Origin of the sequence: Streptomyces sp. BK208, assembly GCF_004364245.1 — a bacterium.
Classification (GTDB): domain Bacteria; phylum Actinomycetota; class Actinomycetes; order Streptomycetales; family Streptomycetaceae; genus Streptomyces.
Map to the genome: position 1 here is coordinate 269,687 of NZ_SOAV01000002.1, position 14,472 is coordinate 284,158.

Below are 14,472 nucleotides of genomic sequence, written 5' to 3' on the forward strand. Positions count from 1 at the left end.
AGTCGGTCATTACACCCGACCGGCCTGTTAAATTCCAGGCCAGCCGCAGAGCGCGGGGGTGTCGACGGGAGGCGGAGCCGATGGCAGGCCACGGAGTGCGTGGGCGGAGCGGTGGCCGGCCCACCCTCGAAGAGGTGGCGGCACGCGCGGGTGTCGGCCGCGGCACGGTCTCCCGCGTGATCAACGGCTCGCCCAGGGTCAGCGACGCGACCCGGGCCGCCGTCGAGGCGGCGGTCGAGGAGCTCGGCTACGTCCCGAACACGGCGGCCCGCGCCCTGGCGGCCAACCGCACGGACGCGATCGCCCTGGTGGTGCCGGAGCCGGAGACCCGCTTCTTCGCGGAGCCCTACTTCTCGGACATGCTCAAGGGCGTCGGCTCCGAGCTGTCCGACACCGAGATGCAGCTGCTGCTGATATTCGCGGGCAGTGACCGGGAGCGGGAGCGGCTCGCCCAGTACCTCGCGGCGCACCGGGTGGACGGCGTCCTGCTGGTCTCGGTGCACGCCGACGATCCGCTGCCCGACCTGCTGACCCAGCTGGAGATCCCCGCGGTGATCAGCGGCCCCCGCTCGGCCACGGAGCCGCTGGCCTCGGTGGACTCGGACAACTACGGGGGCGCCCGCTCGGCCGTCGAGCACCTGCTGTCCCGGGGCCGAGGCCGCATCGCCCACATCACCGGCCACCTCGCCGTCTACGGCGCCCAGCGCCGCGTCGACGGCTACCGCGACGCCCTGCGGGACGCGGGCCACGAGGTGGACGAAGGACTGATCGAGCCCGGCGACTTCACCGAGGAGGGCGGGCGCCGCGCGATGGCGGAGCTGCTGCGCCGCCGCCCCGACGTCGACGCGGTCTTCGCCGCCTCGGACGTCACCGCGGCGGGCGCCGGCCAGGTCCTGCGCGAGGCGGGCCGGCGCATCCCGGACGACGTGGCCCTGGTCGGCTACGACGACTCGGCGATCGCCCGTCACATGGAGCCGCCTCTGACCAGCGTGCGCCAGCCCATCGAGGAGATGGGCCGGGCGATGATCGACCTGCTCCTGACCGAGATCGCCGACCGCCGCCCGGCCGCCTCGCGCGGTCTGGAACGGCATCAGGTGGTCCTGGCGACGGAGCTGGTGGAGCGCAGGTCGTCGTAGGGGGGCGTCCGTCCGGCCCGACCCGCGCGGCGGGCGGTGCGGCGGGCGAGGACCGTGACCGCTGCGGGGTCCGGCGGCGGGCCCCCGGTCGCGGCGTGGCGGCAGGGGTACGGTCCGCCGCGGGCGGGATCGGGGCCTCATGCCCTGTAATGCCGTGAGAGGTTGACCTTCTCGCGGAGGTCACCGGCTGACGACGGACCAGGGTGAGTGACGGGACGTGAACCGCGCCATGAAGCCGTCCGCGTTGCTCCGGACCGCCTGGGTCTCGAGGTCTCACCCGCCGACCTCGTCGGCTGACGGACGGCTGCCCCAGATCATCGGCACGGGCGGCCGTCCCTTTCCGGAGGGGCGGTCCAGGATGATTTGCGCCACCACGATCACTGCAAGCGCGAACGGAGACTGCGTGATCAGCAGGAACGGCAGGCGCAAGGGCGATGCCCGTCATGCGCCAGATGGCCCGCCCTAACTTGGCGATGTGTCGTCTGCGGCTGGAGACGGGCGCGCCGTGGGCAGTGCCGGCTGGGTGGGCGTCGGCTCGCCTCTGGCGCTCGACTCCCCGAGGGCGGTCCTGTAGGAGTCCAGCGCGGTCTGTCCCGGGTGGAAGCCACTGCGGACGAGATCGCTGGCCAGGTGCCACATGGTGCGCTCCTCCGCGACTCCGTCAGGAATCGTGAGTCCGAGCGCGGCGGCCAGGGGGTGTCGGCCAAGGTTGACCATGGCCCGAACCGCGCCTGCCCATTCGTCGGTGGCCACGACCGCCAGGCGATACCAAAGAAGTGTGAGCGGCGGCAGAACCGCAATGGTCGCGGCCACCAGCCAGGGGCGCGCAGCGTTGCCGAGAGCGAGGTCGGCGATGGCAGCCGCAACGACGAGCAGGTGCCCGTAGAGCAAGCTGACGAAGAAGTCGACGCTCATCCGGGCTTCGTCGGTCTGCTGGCGTGCCATGTCGGGGACAACGGCGTTGAGTTCGTGCCAGAGCACCTGTGAGTCGAGTCGGTAGCGGTCATAGCCGTACTCCTCGAACCGTCGGATCGCGTTGCCGAGCCGAGTGGGGGTGACCTGCCGGTCGTCCACGGGGTATCGGTGCAGCTGCTCATTGAGGAGCGCGAACCAGGCATCGCCCTTGCGGATGTCCGCAGTCAGGTAGCGGCTGATGATCGGGTGGGCGCGGAAGGCGGCGAGCACGGACTCGTCGGTAGCGGTCAGGTGACCTGCCCGTTCCTGCTCTGTCAGGGCCAGGGCGTCCACGCGGTTGCGCAGCAGGTGCTTGCGGGCCAGATGATGTCGACGCCGTGCGTGGGCAAGCCTCCGGGGCCAGCCGCGATATCCCTCGAGGACGCGGTAGAGCGGCGTCTGCAGGGCGGCAAGGACCAGGCCGAGGACCGCGGTGGCGACCAGGCCGAAGATCGCGGCCTGCCCCTTCTCGGCCTCGAGCGAGGTGAAACTGCTGAGCTTCGGCACCACCACGAACCCGAAGATCAGCACATTGATCAGGCTGGGCAGTATCCAGCCGACCAGCAAGGCGCGCCCGCCGCCGAGGGCGCTCTGGACCAGCCCAGTCACCGTGGCCTACTGTCGGCCCCGGTTCCGGCCCAGCAGACGGCGATACCACGGTTCGCGTAGATCGTCGTAAGGGCTGACGGTCCCGGGAACGGAGTCGCCATTCGCCGGGTTCCCTCCTGGTCGCGCTGTGACGCGGCGCTGTTCCTCAGCAGCGGCCTCGGCACGAGCCTGCTGACGTTGATAAAACCCCGGGCCAGGCGGGCGCGAGCCAATTGGAGCAGAACCAAGCTCAGGCTGAGGGGGGTCGAGTCTGCGTATGACCGGGTCGAGTTGCCGGTTGACGGCGGCCAGCAGACGGAGCTTGCCTGCATTGTCGGGCTCGGAGCGAATCTTGAGCAGCGTGGCGAGGGCGGACCTCGCTTCCGTGTCCAGATGGGCATGCTCGTGGGAGACCATCGCGGCGCACGCGGTCAGGACGCTCTCCACACTGGCGTCGAACTCGTCCAGCAGGTCCTGCAACGCGGCGCGCTGCGCATCGGTGGCCCTGTTCGGCGTTTCCCACCAAAACGCTGGGGCCCAATGCGTCTTGACTAGCACCTGGTGGAGAGCGCGGCCAGCCGCCTCGTTGACCGTTCGGAGTACTCGCTCAGCCTCTTCTGCCTCCATGCGCCATGACCGTACTTGACTCGTGCCGATTTGGTTCGCCGATTGGCACACTCCGGGTGTGAAGCAATGAGCAGCGTGGACGGCTCGTCGCCACCGTGCATCGTGAGTCAAAGGAGGGAGCCCTGGGGCTTCGACGGCAATCCAGAGGCCCGTCCGCGACACTGTCGCGGACGCCTCCTGGTCCGTTTCACCGCCGTCACCAGCACTGATTCGGCCTGCTCGTCTCCGCTGATCTTACGAACCCGGGCCGGCGTCTCCGCCGTACCGGCGGCTCGGGGTTGCCCCGAGCTTGCCGCGAGCCTCACCGATGCAGGCGAGCGCGCAGTAGCGCGGGAAGGGATGGCCGTGTACGGCGCCGACGCCCGCGCCCTGGTCCTCCGCGCGATCGAAGCGCTGCACTGACGCCACCAGGGGAAGCAGCTCCCTCCCGCGGCTGGAAGGCGGCGGTGTCGTTCACGGGTACTGCCGGCGGGACGGATCCAGTCCCGGGGCGAGCGGGATCACCGGTGGTGTGTCCGGCTCCTGGTCAAGGAAGCGCACATGCACCTGTTCCCAAAGGCTCAGAACGAGATCAAGGGCTGACCCGTTTTGCGAGGTCAGCCCTTGATCATTCAGGGTGAGTGACGGGACTTGAACCCGCGGCATCCTGGACCACAACCAGGTGCTCTACCAGCTGAGCTACACCCACCAAGGCCGGTGCTCGAATCCCGCGTGGCGGGGTTTCCCGACCGGCTGAGAAAAAGTGTACAGGGTCCGAAGGGGTGCTCGCGCCCGGCTTTCCGGACGCCGCCGCCCGTAGGGCCCGCGGCCCTAACCGGCGGACCCGTGCCCCTCACCGGCGGACACGACGTGCTTCGCGGCGATCGCCTTGGCCGTGTCGGAGTCGGGGCCGGGCTGCGGGACGAAGACCGCCTCGCGGTAGTAGCGCAGCTCGGCGATGGACTCGCGGATGTCGGCGAGCGCGCGGTGGTTGCCGTTCTTCTCCGGGCTGTTGAAGTACGCCCTCGGGTACCAGCGGCGGGCCAGTTCCTTGATCGACGAGACGTCGACGATGCGGTAGTGGAGGTACCCCTCCAGCGCCGCCATGTCGCGCAGCAGGAAGCCGCGGTCGGTGCCGACGGAGTTGCCGCACAGGGGGGCCTTGCCCGGCTCCTTGACGTACTCCCGCACATAGGCCAGGACCTGGGCCTCGGCGTCCGCGAGGGTCGTGCCGCCGTCCAGCTCCGCGAGGAGTCCCGACGCGGTGTGCATCTCGCGCACCACCTCCGGCATCGTCTCCAGGGCCTGCTCCGGCGGGCGGATGACGATGTCGACGCCTTCGCCGAGGATGTTCAGCTCGGAGTCGGTGACGAGGGCGGCAACCTCGATGAGCGCGTCGTCGGACAGCGAGAGGCCGGTCATCTCGCAGTCGATCCACACCATGCGATCGTTCATGCGGGCCACTTTACGGTGGGCGCCTGTTCCTGAGGTCCCCGGCGTCCGGGTGGGCCTCGCTGGGGGCTGCCGCCCCCAGGCCCCCGCTTCGGCCCTGAACGGGCCTCGTCCTCGAACGCCGGACGGGCTGGAACGGTCTGCCCGGCATCACGGGCCCCCGGCGTCGGTGCCGGCCTCGCTGGGGGCTGCCGCCCCCAGGCCCCGCTTCGGCCCTGAACGGGCCTCGTCCTCGAACGCCGGACGGGCTGGATCGGTCTGCCCGGCGTCGATGGTGGACGCCGGACGGGCCGGGGGCCCGTCCGGCGTTTCGAGGGCCGTGTCACCTCACGGTGCGCTGCGCTGGCCCGGGACGCTTGCCGCGCCCGCCGGCATCGGGGTGGCCGTGCGGCGGGTCTGGAACGGGACCGCGTTCTCCGGGGGGAGCGCGGCCGGGGGTTCGGCCGGGGGCAGCGCGCGGGGGGCGCCCGCGGGATCCGGGTCCGGCTGGCGCTCGCCCTGGGGACGGCGGGCCCGGTAGGCCGCCCGGTAGGCGGCCGGGGACGAGCCAAGCTGGCGGCGGAAGTGGCCGCGCAGGGCCACCGGGGAGCGGAAGCCGCAGCGGCCCGCGACCTCGTCCACCGAGTAGTCCGACGTCTCCAGCAGACGCTGCGCCTGGAGGACCCGCTGGGTGATGAGCCACTGGAGCGGGGCGCTGCCCGTCAGCGAGCGGAACCGGCGGTCGAAGGTGCGGCGGCTCATGTAGGCGCGCGCCGCCAGCGTCTCCACGTCGAACTGCTCGTGGAGGTGCTCCAGCGCCCAGGCGACGACCTCAGCGAGCGGGTCGGCGCCGATCTCCTCCGGTAAAGACCTGTCCAGGTAGCGCTCCTGGCCGCCGCTGCGGCGCGGCGGGACCACCAGACGGCGGGCCAGCGCACCGGCCGCCTCGTTGCCGTGGTCCGTGCGCACGATGTGCAGGCACAGGTCGATCCCGGCCGCGGTGCCCGCGGACGTCAGCACGTCGCCGTCGTCCACGAACAGTTCGCGCGGGTCGACGTGCACCGACGGATAGCGCTTGGCCAGCGTCGGCGCGTACATCCAGTGGGTGGTCGCGGGCCGTCCGTCGAGCAGGCCCGCCGCCGCCAGCACGAAGGCGCCGGTGCACAGGCCGACGATGCGGGCCCCCTCCTCGTGCGCCCGGCGCAGCGCGTCGAGCGCTTCCTCGGGCGGCGGCGAGGTGATCGACCGCCAGGCCGGCACGACGACCGTGCCCGCGCGCGAGATCGCCTCCAGTCCTTGCGGCGCCGTGAGTTCCAGGCCCCCTGTGGTCCGCAGCGGGCCTTCCTCACCGGCGCACACCAGCAGTCGGTAGCGCGGCACGCCGGCGTCCTGGCGGTCGATCCCGAACACCGACAGCGGTATGGAACTCTCGAAGATGGGACCGCCGCTGAACAGCAGCACCGCGACGATCTCCTTGCGGCGGCGCCCGGAAAGCTTCCGGGCCGCGGCTTCCGGCGCGGTGGCGGAGTCGTGGCTCATACCGCTAAGCCCCCCTCGGTGGTCGCGGCGCCCTTCACCCTTCGGGTCTGTCGCTCCAACACGTTTCCCCTCGGTCCTGCACGAGTCCCCCGCCGTAGACGGTCAAGATCGAATCTACTGTGTCCCGTCACGCCGAGGTGGCCGGTTCGGCACTTGGGACATTGTCGACATGGCAACTTGGCGTGAAGCAGTCGATCACGAAGCGTTGCACTCTGGGGCGCCCCTGTGAAGTGCGCCTTGTGTCAGTGGCCAATCCCCGTAGGGTGCGAAGGGGTCCCGAGACCCTGTTCGTGCAGGTGGAACGGGGGTTTGGGGGTGGTGAGGGGCAGGGATGAGCCACCCGTGGAAGTTGGCTGAAAAGAAGCGGAACCGTGTGCAAAAACCGGTCAGCCGACCGGTGTGTTTTGCCCAGCGTGCCGCCCGCCCCCGCGGGTCCCCCGCCGGGCCGCGACCCGCTCGGAACGCCGCAGCAGCAGACGGCAGGCGCCGGTGACGGCGGCCAGTCCGCAGGCCGTGCCGACGGCGCCGGCGAAGGAGGTGCCGTACCAGAGGAGCGCGACGGGCACGAGGAAGCAACTGAACGCCGCCCAGCGGACCAGGTCGGTGACGCCGTCGCGGTGGGGTGCGCCGGACGTCGGCTCGGCGGTGCGGTGCGGTCCGGACACGGGTGCTCCCTGGGATGGCGTGCACGGAGATCAACGGCCGTGCGGCGCTTCGGTCACGTCCGGTCACGCTCGGTTGAATCCCGTGCGAACCGCCTGTACAGCGCAGCAACCATTGCGTTACGGGCGCCCTCTCGGGCATGCTCCGGTGAATCCCGCGGCGGGGACCGTCCGCGGGATCCGGGCGAAGGAGGCGTGGCGCCGTACCCTTGGGGGTATGGGGTGGGGAAGACCATTCCCGGACACAGCTCCGCCGCACACTGTTGTCCCCCATAGAGGATAAAAACGCCGAGACAGCCATGGCCGGTCACGAATTCTTCGAACCCGCGGACCGCAAGCGGCCCGTCGCCGAACCTACGGCGGCCGAGCCCCTGGCGGCCGAAGAGCCACGCAAGTCGTGCGACCCAGCCTTTCAGCACGGCGTCGTCGTCGGCTTCGACGGCTCCACCTCCAGCGAGCGCGCCCTCGCCTACGCCATCGGCATGGCGTCCCGGCTGGGCTCCGGCCTGGTCATCGTGCACGTCGCCAACCGGCTGCCCACCACGGTGTGGGCCGGGTGCGAGCCCCCGGTCTTCGTCGACGTGCCCGACCACCGCACCGAGGTGCTCGGTCTGGAGCTGGCGTGCGCGGACTACCTCGCCGAAGTCCCCTGGATCCTGGTCGAGCGCGGCGGCGACATCTGCCACGAACTCGAAGAGGTGGGGCGGGAGTACGAGGCGGACGCCATCGTCGTCGGCTCCAGCCACGGGCTGGTCGGCCGCCTCTTCGGCTCCGTCGCGGGCCGGCTCGCCAAGCGGGCCAAGCGTCCCGTGGTGGTCATTCCCTGACGTTTCTGACGTTCCGGACGGCGCGTCCGCAGGTGCGGACGGCCCCCGCGTGCGGTGACGCACACGAGGGCCGTCGCGGTGGGAGCCGCGTGACTACTCCACCGTCACCGACTTGGCGAGGTTGCGGGGCTTGTCGATGTCCCGGCCCAGGGCGAGGGCCGTGTGGTAGGCGAGGAGCTGGAGCGGGATGCCCATGAGGATGGGGTCGAGCTCGTCCTCGTTCTTCGGGACGACGACGGTGTGGTCGGCCTTCTCCTGCTCCTGGTGGGCAACGGCGAGGATCTGGCCGCTGCGGGCCTTGATCTCCTCCATGGCCGCGCGGTTCTTCTCCAGCAGGTCGTCGTCCGGCACGATCGCGACCGTCGGCAGGGCGGGCTCGATCAGGGCGAGCGGACCGTGCTTCAGCTCGGAGGCCGGGTAGGCCTCGGCGTGGATGTAGGAGACCTCCTTGAGCTTCAGGGAGGCCTCGCGGGCGACAGGGTAGCCCCGGACGCGGCCGATGAAGAGCATCGAGCGGGCGTCGGCGTACTGCGCGGCCAGCTTCTTGATGTCCTCCTCCTGCTCCAGCATCTCGGAGATCTGCGCGGGCAGCTTGCGCAGCCCCTCGATGATCCGCTTGCCGTCGCGCACGGACAGGTCGCGGGTGCGGCCCAGGTGCAGGGCGAGCAGCGCGAAGGCCACGCAGGTGTTGGTGAAGCACTTGGTGGACACCACGCACACCTCGGGGCCGGCGTGCACGTACATGCCGCCGTCGGCCTCGCGGGCGATCGCCGAACCGACCACGTTGACGATGCCGAGGACCCGGGCGCCCTTGCGCTTCAGCTCCTGCACGGCGGCCAGCACGTCGTACGTCTCACCGGACTGGGAGACGGCGATGTACAGGGTGTCGGGATCGACGACCGCGTTGCGGTAGCGGAACTCGGAGGCCGGCTCGGCGTCCGCGGGGATGCGGGCCAGCTCCTCGATCATCTGGGCGCCGATCTGGCCCGCGTGGTACGAGGTGCCGCAGCCGAGGATCTTCACGCGGCGCACGGCGCGCGCGTCGCGGGCGTCCAGGTTGAGGCCGCCCAGGTGCACGGTGGAGAAGCGGTCGTCGATCCGGCCGCGCAGCACGCGGTCCACGGCCTCGGCCTGCTCGTGGATCTCCTTGTGCATGTAGGTGTCGTGGCCGCCCATGTCGTAGGAGGCGGCCTCCCACTCCACGGTGGTGGGCTCGGACGTGGTGCGGGTGCCCTCGGTGGTGTACGTGCGGAAGTCGTCGGCCTTGAGAGTGGCCATCTCGCCGTCGTCGAGGGTGACTATCTGCCGGGTGTGGGCGACCAGCGCGGCGATGTCCGAGGCGACGAACATCTCCTTCTCGCCGATGCCGAGGACGACCGGCGAGCCGTTGCGGGCGACGACGATGCGCTCGGGGAAGTCGGCGTGCATCACGGCGATGCCGTACGTGCCCTCGATGACCCGCAGGGTCTCGCGGACCTTGTCCTCCAGCTTCTCGGCCTCGGAACGGGCGATCAGGTGGACGAGGACCTCGGTGTCGGTCTCGGAGAGGAACTCGACGCCGTCCGCCTCCAGCTTGCGGCGCAGGTCGGCGGCGTTGTCGATGATGCCGTTGTGCACGACGGCGACCTTGTTGTCGGCCGACATGTGCGGGTGGGCGTTCACGTCGGAGGGAGCGCCGTGGGTGGCCCAGCGGGTGTGGGCGATGCCGGTGGTGCCCTTGAAGCGCGCCGGGACCTTGGCCTCCAGGTCGCGCACGCGGCCCTTGGCCTTGACCATCCTCAGGCCGGTCGTCTTCGGGGAGGTGACGACGATGCCCGCCGAGTCGTAGCCGCGGTACTCCAGGCGCTGGAGACCCTCCAGGAGCAGGGGAGCGACGTCACGCTTGCCGATGTATCCGACGATTCCGCACATGTATACGTAAACCTCGTGTCTCTCTTCGGCCTCTCGGCCGTAGCGGCATCTCAGCCGTAGACGATGCGGCGCAGCTGACGGAGCGACAGCTCCGGCGGCGCGACCGCCCGGTATTTCAGGTCCGCCTCGATCCGTTCGAAGATCGTCGCGTTCACCAGGCCCTGGGCCTGGAGCTCGCGGTGGCGGCGACGGACGTATTCCTCTGTCGTCTCGTCGAAGTAGGCGAGCACGTCCTGGACCACGCGCAGTGCCTCGCCCCGGCTCAGGGGCGTGGACCGCGTCAGATGATCAACGAGTTCGTCGTGCACCCGGTAGATCCTGGGGTACGAGAGGTCGCTGCGCAAGAATCCTGCCCGATCTCGGGCAGATCGCTGTTGAAACTCTCATGAGGGGCTGTTCGCGGCCTGTCCACCTGGTGTCCGGAATCTCGTTGCCTGAGGAGACGAGTTTCAGACGCCATGGACATACCTCGCATGGGCGTTCCCGAGCCGCTGGCCGGCCGCATGAGCATGGCCGAGCAGCACGAGTACCTGCGCGCCAGGTTCTCGCGGCGCACGATGATCAGGGGCGGTGCGGTCACGCTCGGTGCCGTCGCGGGCGGCGTGTTCGTGCCGGGCGCCACCGCGCGGGCCGCCACCCCCGGCCGGCGGCCGGGCGGCACCGACACCGTCGACGGCGCGCTCGTCGCCCCCTTCGGCCGCCACCTCGCCTACGGCGGCGACCCGCGCACCGAGATGACCGTCTCCTGGCAGGTCCCGGTCGCGGTGAAGAAGCCCTTCATCCGCGTCGGCGCCCACCCGTGGGACCTCTCGCACAGGATCGACGCCGAACCGCGCCCGCTGCACACCCCGGCCGGCGTCGGCGCGAGCGGCGACCACACCCAGTACTACCTGCACGCCAGGCTCACCCGTCTCAAGCCCGGCCGCACCTACTACTACGGGGTCGGCCACGCCGGGTTCGACCCGGCCGAGCCCCACCTCGCCGGCACCCTCGGCACCTTCACCACCGCGCCGGCCCGATCCGAACCGTTCACCTTCACCGCCTTCGGCGACCAGGGCGTCAGCTACCACGGCCTCGCCAACGACGCCCTGATCCTCGCCCAGAACCCGGCCTTCCACCTGCACGCAGGCGACATCGCCTACGGCGACCCGGCCGGGCAGGGCAAGACCTCCGACACCGGCTTCGACTCGCGGGTGTGGGACCAGTTCCTGCACCAGACCGAGTCGGTCGCCAAGCAGATCCCGTGGATGGTGTCGTACGGCAACCACGACATGGAGGCCTGGTACTCGCCCAACGGCTACGGTGGCGAGCAGGCCCGCTGGCAGTTGCCCGACAACGGCCCCGACGCCGACAACCTCCCGGGCGTCTACACCTTCGTGCACGGCAACACCGCCGTCATCTCGCTGGACGCCAACGACATCTCCTTCGAGATCCCGGCGAACCTGGGCATCTCCGGCGGCACCCAGACCCGTTGGCTGGAGCGGCAGCTGAAGAAGTACCGGGCCGAGAAGGACATCGACTTCGTCGTCGTCTTCTTCCACCACTGCGCCTACTGCACCTCCACCGCGCACGCCTCCGAGGGCGGCGTCCGCGACGAGTGGGTGCCGCTGTTCGAGAAGTACACCGTCGACCTGGTGATCAACGGGCACAACCACGTCTACGAGCGCACCGACGTCGTCAAGGGCGGCGAGGTCACCCGGGAGCTGCCGATCGGCGGCACCGCGTACCCCGAGACGGACGGCGTCGTCTACGTCACCGCGGGCGCGGCGGGCAAGAGCCTGTACGCGTTCAGCGCCGAGCAGAGCTACGAGGGTCACGAGAAGGACGTCGAGTCGGTGTCGTCCTTCGTCTGCGTCGACGGCGGGCGGCAGAGCGAGGACGTCGCCTGGTCCCGGGTGCGGTACCTCGACTACTCGTTCCTGCGGGTGGACGTGACGCCCGCCTCGCGGGGGCGGCTGGCGACCCTGAAGGTGCGGGGCATCGCGGAGACCGGCGAGACCGTCGACCACTTCACGGTGGCACGCCGGGCCCGGTAGGACGGCCCGTCACATCCGCTTGAGCACCGCCTGCTTCGCCAGGGCGAACTCCTCGTCTGTCAGCACCCCGGAGCGGTGCAGCTCGCCCAGCTCCCGCAGCCTGCGCAGCAGCGCGTCGTGGTCGTCCTCGGCGGCCGGCGCGGGCACGGCGGCGGGAGCCGCGGCGCCGCCGGGGCCGCCGGCCGCGACGGACCGTTCCTCTCCCGTGCGGGCCTCCTCTCCCGTGCGGGCCTCCTCCAGGGCCGCACGGGCGGCCGGGTGCGGCAGACGGGCCTGTACGGCCGCGGCCACCAGCGCCATCAGCGGGTCCCGCTTGAAACCCCACAGCTCCACGGCGTTGGGGTCGTACTTCGGCGGCACCTCGCCCGGCGCCGCCCGCACGGTGAAGCGGAGGTGGCCGTTGTCCAGACCGACCGTCGGCTGCCACTCGACGGCGACGATGTCGGCGAGGGGGAGCACGCGCGGCCCGGCGGCCGACTTGGCCTCCTCCGCCTGCCACTTCCACTCCAGGCGCACCCGCTCCCCGTCGAAGCTCGCCACGCCGTCCCCGGCCGACACCGACAGCGGCACCGGCGGCCCCGGCAGCAGATAGGCGTCCACCGGCCCGGCGGGGACCTGGTCGAGGAGCAGCGCGTTGCGCACCTCGTCCACGAAGTACTCGGCCACGCCGTACCGGTCGGGCTCCACCACCAGCCGGTACGGGTCGTGCGGCTCGGCCAGCCGGCCGCCCGCCGCGTGCAGCAGGGGGTCGGCCCCGTCCCGCAGCCGGAGCCGCAGCCGCCCCGACCTCTTCCCCTGCTCGAACGATATGCCCGCCAACGCCGTGAGCGGCACGAGCAGTTCACCCAGCTCCCGGCGGAGCAGGCCGACGTTCTTGTCCCGACCGGGTGTCAGCCGCAGGGCGTCACCGTCGAAGACCCACGTTCCGTCCTTCTGGATGATTTCCGCCATGCGGGGATTGTTTCATCGCGTCCGCGAGCGGTGATGGTGCGGGAGAGTGGTCCGGCCCCCCTCCAACCCCCGTAACCCCCCTCCAGGAACCCCGGATCGCACACCTCGCGAAGGGAGCGCACGTGAGACCTCATCGACGGCACCACAGAACGACTCCCCGCATCACCCGGCTGCTGGGATCGCTGCTGCTGGTCGCGGCGGCCGGCGCCGTGACCACCGGCGCCGCCCCCGGCCCCAAGACGGCCCCCAGACCCACCCCTCTGGACCAGGTGATCCCGGCCCCCTCCTCGGTCCGCCCCGGCGGCGCGCCGTACCGCATCACCAGCGGCACCCACATCCGTGTCGACGACTCGCGCGAGGCCCGCCGCGTCGGCGACTACCTCGCGGACCTCCTGCGGCCCTCCACCGGATACCGGCTCCCCGTCACCACCCACGGCCACGGCGGCATACAACTGCGCCTGACCAAGGGCCCGTACGGCGACGAGGGCTACCGCCTCGACAGCGGCCGCTCCGGCGTCACCATCAGCGCGCGCAAGGCCGCCGGGCTCTTCCACGGGGTCCAGACCCTGCGTCAGCTGCTGCCCGCGGCCGTGGAGAAGGACGTCGCACAGCCCGGTCCCTGGCCGGTCGCGGGCGGCACCATCGAGGACACCCCGCGCTACGCCTGGCGCAGCGCCATGCTCGACGTCTCCCGGCACTTCTTCGACGTCGACGAGGTCAAGCGCTACATCGACCGCGTCGCCCGCTACAAGTACAACAAGCTCCACCTGCACATCAGCGACGACCAGGGCTGGCGCCTCGCCATCGACTCCTGGCCGCGCCTGGCGACCTACGGCGGCTCCACCGAGGTCGGCGGCGGACCCGGCGGCTACTACACCAAGGCGGACTACACGGAGATCGTCCGCTACGCCGCCTCCCGCCACCTGGAGGTGATCCCCGAGATCGACATGCCGGGGCACACCAACGCCGCCCTCGCCTCCTACGCCGAGCTGAACTGCGACGGCGTGGCACCCCCGCTCTACACCGGCACCAAGGTCGGCTTCAGCTCCCTGTGCGTCGGCAAGGACCTCACGTACGACTTCGTGGACGACGTCCTCGGTGAACTCGCCGCGCTCACCCCCGGCCGCTACCTCCACATCGGGGGCGACGAGGCGCACTCCACCCCGCACGCCGACTACGTGACGTTCATGCAGCGGGTGCAGCCGATCGTCGCCAAGTACGGCAAGACGGTCGTCGGCTGGCACCAGCTGGCCGGCGCCGGACCGGCCGAGGGCGCGCTCGTCCAGTACTGGGGCCTGGACCGCACCAGCGCCGCGGAGAAGGCCGAGGTCGCCGAGGCCGCCAGGAACGGCACCGGGCTGATCCTCTCCCCGGCCGACCGGACGTACCTGGACATGAAGTACACCAAGGACACCCCGCTGGGCCTGTCCTGGGCCGGATACGTCGAGGTGCAGCGGTCCTACGACTGGGACCCGGCCGCCTACCTGCCGGGCGCCCCGGCCGAGGCGGTCCGCGGGGTGGAGGCCCCGCTGTGGACGGAGACCCTGTCCGACCCGGACCAGCTGGACTTCATGGCCTTCCCGAGGCTGCCGGGCGTCGCCGAACTGGGCTGGTCCCCGGCGTCGACGCACGACTGGGACACCTACAAGGTACGGCTCGCCGCGCAGGCACCGCACTGGGAGGCGGCGGGGATCGACTACTACCGCTCGCCGCAGGTGCCCTGGACCTGATCCGGGGGAGCTGCCCCGGACGGACCTGATCCGGACCGCGCGGTCCGGACGGCACGACGGGCACCCCGGAGGACCGTCTCCGGGGTGCCCGCCCGTCTGCC

The 14,472-nt window shown here is 71.1% G+C and carries 13 protein-coding genes and 1 tRNA gene; 4 read left to right on the forward strand and 10 right to left on the reverse strand.

Annotated elements, in window-relative coordinates:
- Positions 1-80: 80 nt before the first annotated feature.
- Complete coding sequence (locus tag EV562_RS05830) at positions 81-1,136, forward strand: LacI family DNA-binding transcriptional regulator (protein WP_133885585.1); 1,056 nt, start codon at positions 81-83, stop codon at positions 1,134-1,136.
- Between the two features lie 273 nt (positions 1,137-1,409).
- On the opposite strand, the gene EV562_RS35000 is transcribed toward EV562_RS05830, so the two are convergent.
- The 7 genes from EV562_RS35000 to EV562_RS35005 form a co-directional block, all read right to left on the reverse strand.
- Positions 1,410-1,565 carry a hypothetical protein gene (locus EV562_RS35000; RefSeq protein ID WP_166661608.1) on the reverse strand — a complete coding sequence of 52 codons (156 nt, stop codon included), beginning with the start codon at positions 1,563-1,565 and terminating at the stop codon, positions 1,410-1,412.
- 33 nt (positions 1,566-1,598) lie between these two features.
- Positions 1,599-2,699 (reverse strand): hypothetical protein, encoded by a 1,101-nt coding sequence (locus EV562_RS05835; RefSeq protein ID WP_133885586.1) that lies wholly within the window; start codon positions 2,697-2,699, stop codon positions 1,599-1,601.
- 6 nt (positions 2,700-2,705) lie between these two features.
- Positions 2,706-3,305, reverse strand: a complete 600-nt coding sequence (locus EV562_RS05840) for a hypothetical protein (protein ID WP_133885587.1) — start codon at positions 3,303-3,305, stop codon at positions 2,706-2,708.
- 615 nt (positions 3,306-3,920) lie between these two features.
- Positions 3,921-3,993, reverse strand: a tRNA-His gene (locus tag EV562_RS05850).
- A gap of 122 nt (positions 3,994-4,115) precedes the next feature.
- Positions 4,116-4,739: an oligoribonuclease gene (orn, locus tag EV562_RS05855; RefSeq protein ID WP_133885589.1), complete on the reverse strand. Its 624-nt coding sequence runs from the start codon at positions 4,737-4,739 to the stop codon at positions 4,116-4,118.
- 324 nt (positions 4,740-5,063) lie between these two features.
- The gene (locus EV562_RS05860; protein WP_133885590.1) at positions 5,064-6,254 is read right to left on the reverse strand and encodes a helix-turn-helix domain-containing protein; all 1,191 of its coding nucleotides are present in this window, start codon (positions 6,252-6,254) and stop codon (positions 5,064-5,066) included.
- 386 nt (positions 6,255-6,640) lie between these two features.
- Positions 6,641-6,919 (reverse strand): hypothetical protein, encoded by a 279-nt coding sequence (locus EV562_RS35005; protein ID WP_166661609.1) that lies wholly within the window; start codon positions 6,917-6,919, stop codon positions 6,641-6,643.
- A gap of 296 nt (positions 6,920-7,215) precedes the next feature.
- Here EV562_RS35005 and EV562_RS05870 point away from each other — a divergent pair, with 296 nt between their 5' ends.
- Positions 7,216-7,743 carry a universal stress protein gene (locus EV562_RS05870; RefSeq protein WP_133885591.1) on the forward strand — a complete coding sequence of 176 codons (528 nt, stop codon included), beginning with the start codon at positions 7,216-7,218 and terminating at the stop codon, positions 7,741-7,743.
- Positions 7,744-7,836: 93 nt separating this feature from the next.
- Here EV562_RS05870 and glmS read toward each other — a convergent pair whose 3' ends face one another.
- Positions 7,837-9,654, reverse strand: coding sequence for a glutamine--fructose-6-phosphate transaminase (isomerizing) (gene glmS / locus EV562_RS05875; protein WP_133885592.1), 1,818 nt, complete (start codon positions 9,652-9,654; stop codon positions 7,837-7,839).
- A 50-nt stretch (positions 9,655-9,704) separates the two neighbouring features.
- Positions 9,705-9,962 carry a hypothetical protein gene (locus EV562_RS05880; RefSeq protein ID WP_004987724.1) on the reverse strand — a complete coding sequence of 86 codons (258 nt, stop codon included), beginning with the start codon at positions 9,960-9,962 and terminating at the stop codon, positions 9,705-9,707.
- A gap of 165 nt (positions 9,963-10,127) precedes the next feature.
- On the opposite strand from EV562_RS05880, the gene EV562_RS05885 reads away from it, so the two are divergent.
- Positions 10,128-11,690 carry a metallophosphoesterase family protein gene (locus tag EV562_RS05885; protein WP_208298315.1) on the forward strand — a complete coding sequence of 521 codons (1,563 nt, stop codon included), beginning with the start codon at positions 10,128-10,130 and terminating at the stop codon, positions 11,688-11,690.
- Positions 11,691-11,699: 9 nt separating this feature from the next.
- Here EV562_RS05885 and EV562_RS05890 read toward each other — a convergent pair whose 3' ends face one another.
- Positions 11,700-12,641: a DUF4429 domain-containing protein gene (locus EV562_RS05890; protein WP_133885594.1), complete on the reverse strand. Its 942-nt coding sequence runs from the start codon at positions 12,639-12,641 to the stop codon at positions 11,700-11,702.
- A 122-nt stretch (positions 12,642-12,763) separates the two neighbouring features.
- Here EV562_RS05890 and EV562_RS05895 point away from each other — a divergent pair, with 122 nt between their 5' ends.
- A complete protein-coding gene (locus tag EV562_RS05895) occupies positions 12,764-14,371 on the forward strand; it encodes a beta-N-acetylhexosaminidase (RefSeq protein WP_133885595.1) in 1,608 nt (535 codons plus the stop codon).
- Positions 14,372-14,472 lie beyond the last annotated feature (101 nt).

Excerpts from the sequence above, each read along its gene's own strand:
- EV562_RS05830 (WP_133885585.1), top strand. The coding sequence starts at position 81 with ATGGCAGGCCACGGAGTGCGTGGGCGGAGCGGTGGCCGGCCCACCCTC.
- EV562_RS05840 (WP_133885587.1), bottom strand. The coding sequence starts at position 3,305 with ATGGAGGCAGAAGAGGCTGAGCGAGTACTCCGAACGGTCAACGAGGCG.
- orn (WP_133885589.1), bottom strand. The coding sequence starts at position 4,739 with ATGAACGATCGCATGGTGTGGATCGACTGCGAGATGACCGGCCTCTCG.
- EV562_RS05860 (WP_133885590.1), bottom strand. The coding sequence starts at position 6,254 with ATGAGCCACGACTCCGCCACCGCGCCGGAAGCCGCGGCCCGGAAGCTT.
- EV562_RS05870 (WP_133885591.1), top strand. The coding sequence starts at position 7,216 with ATGGCCGGTCACGAATTCTTCGAACCCGCGGACCGCAAGCGGCCCGTC.
- glmS (WP_133885592.1), bottom strand. The coding sequence starts at position 9,654 with ATGTGCGGAATCGTCGGATACATCGGCAAGCGTGACGTCGCTCCCCTG.
- EV562_RS05885 (WP_208298315.1), top strand. The coding sequence starts at position 10,128 with ATGGGCGTTCCCGAGCCGCTGGCCGGCCGCATGAGCATGGCCGAGCAG.
- EV562_RS05890 (WP_133885594.1), bottom strand. The coding sequence starts at position 12,641 with ATGGCGGAAATCATCCAGAAGGACGGAACGTGGGTCTTCGACGGTGAC.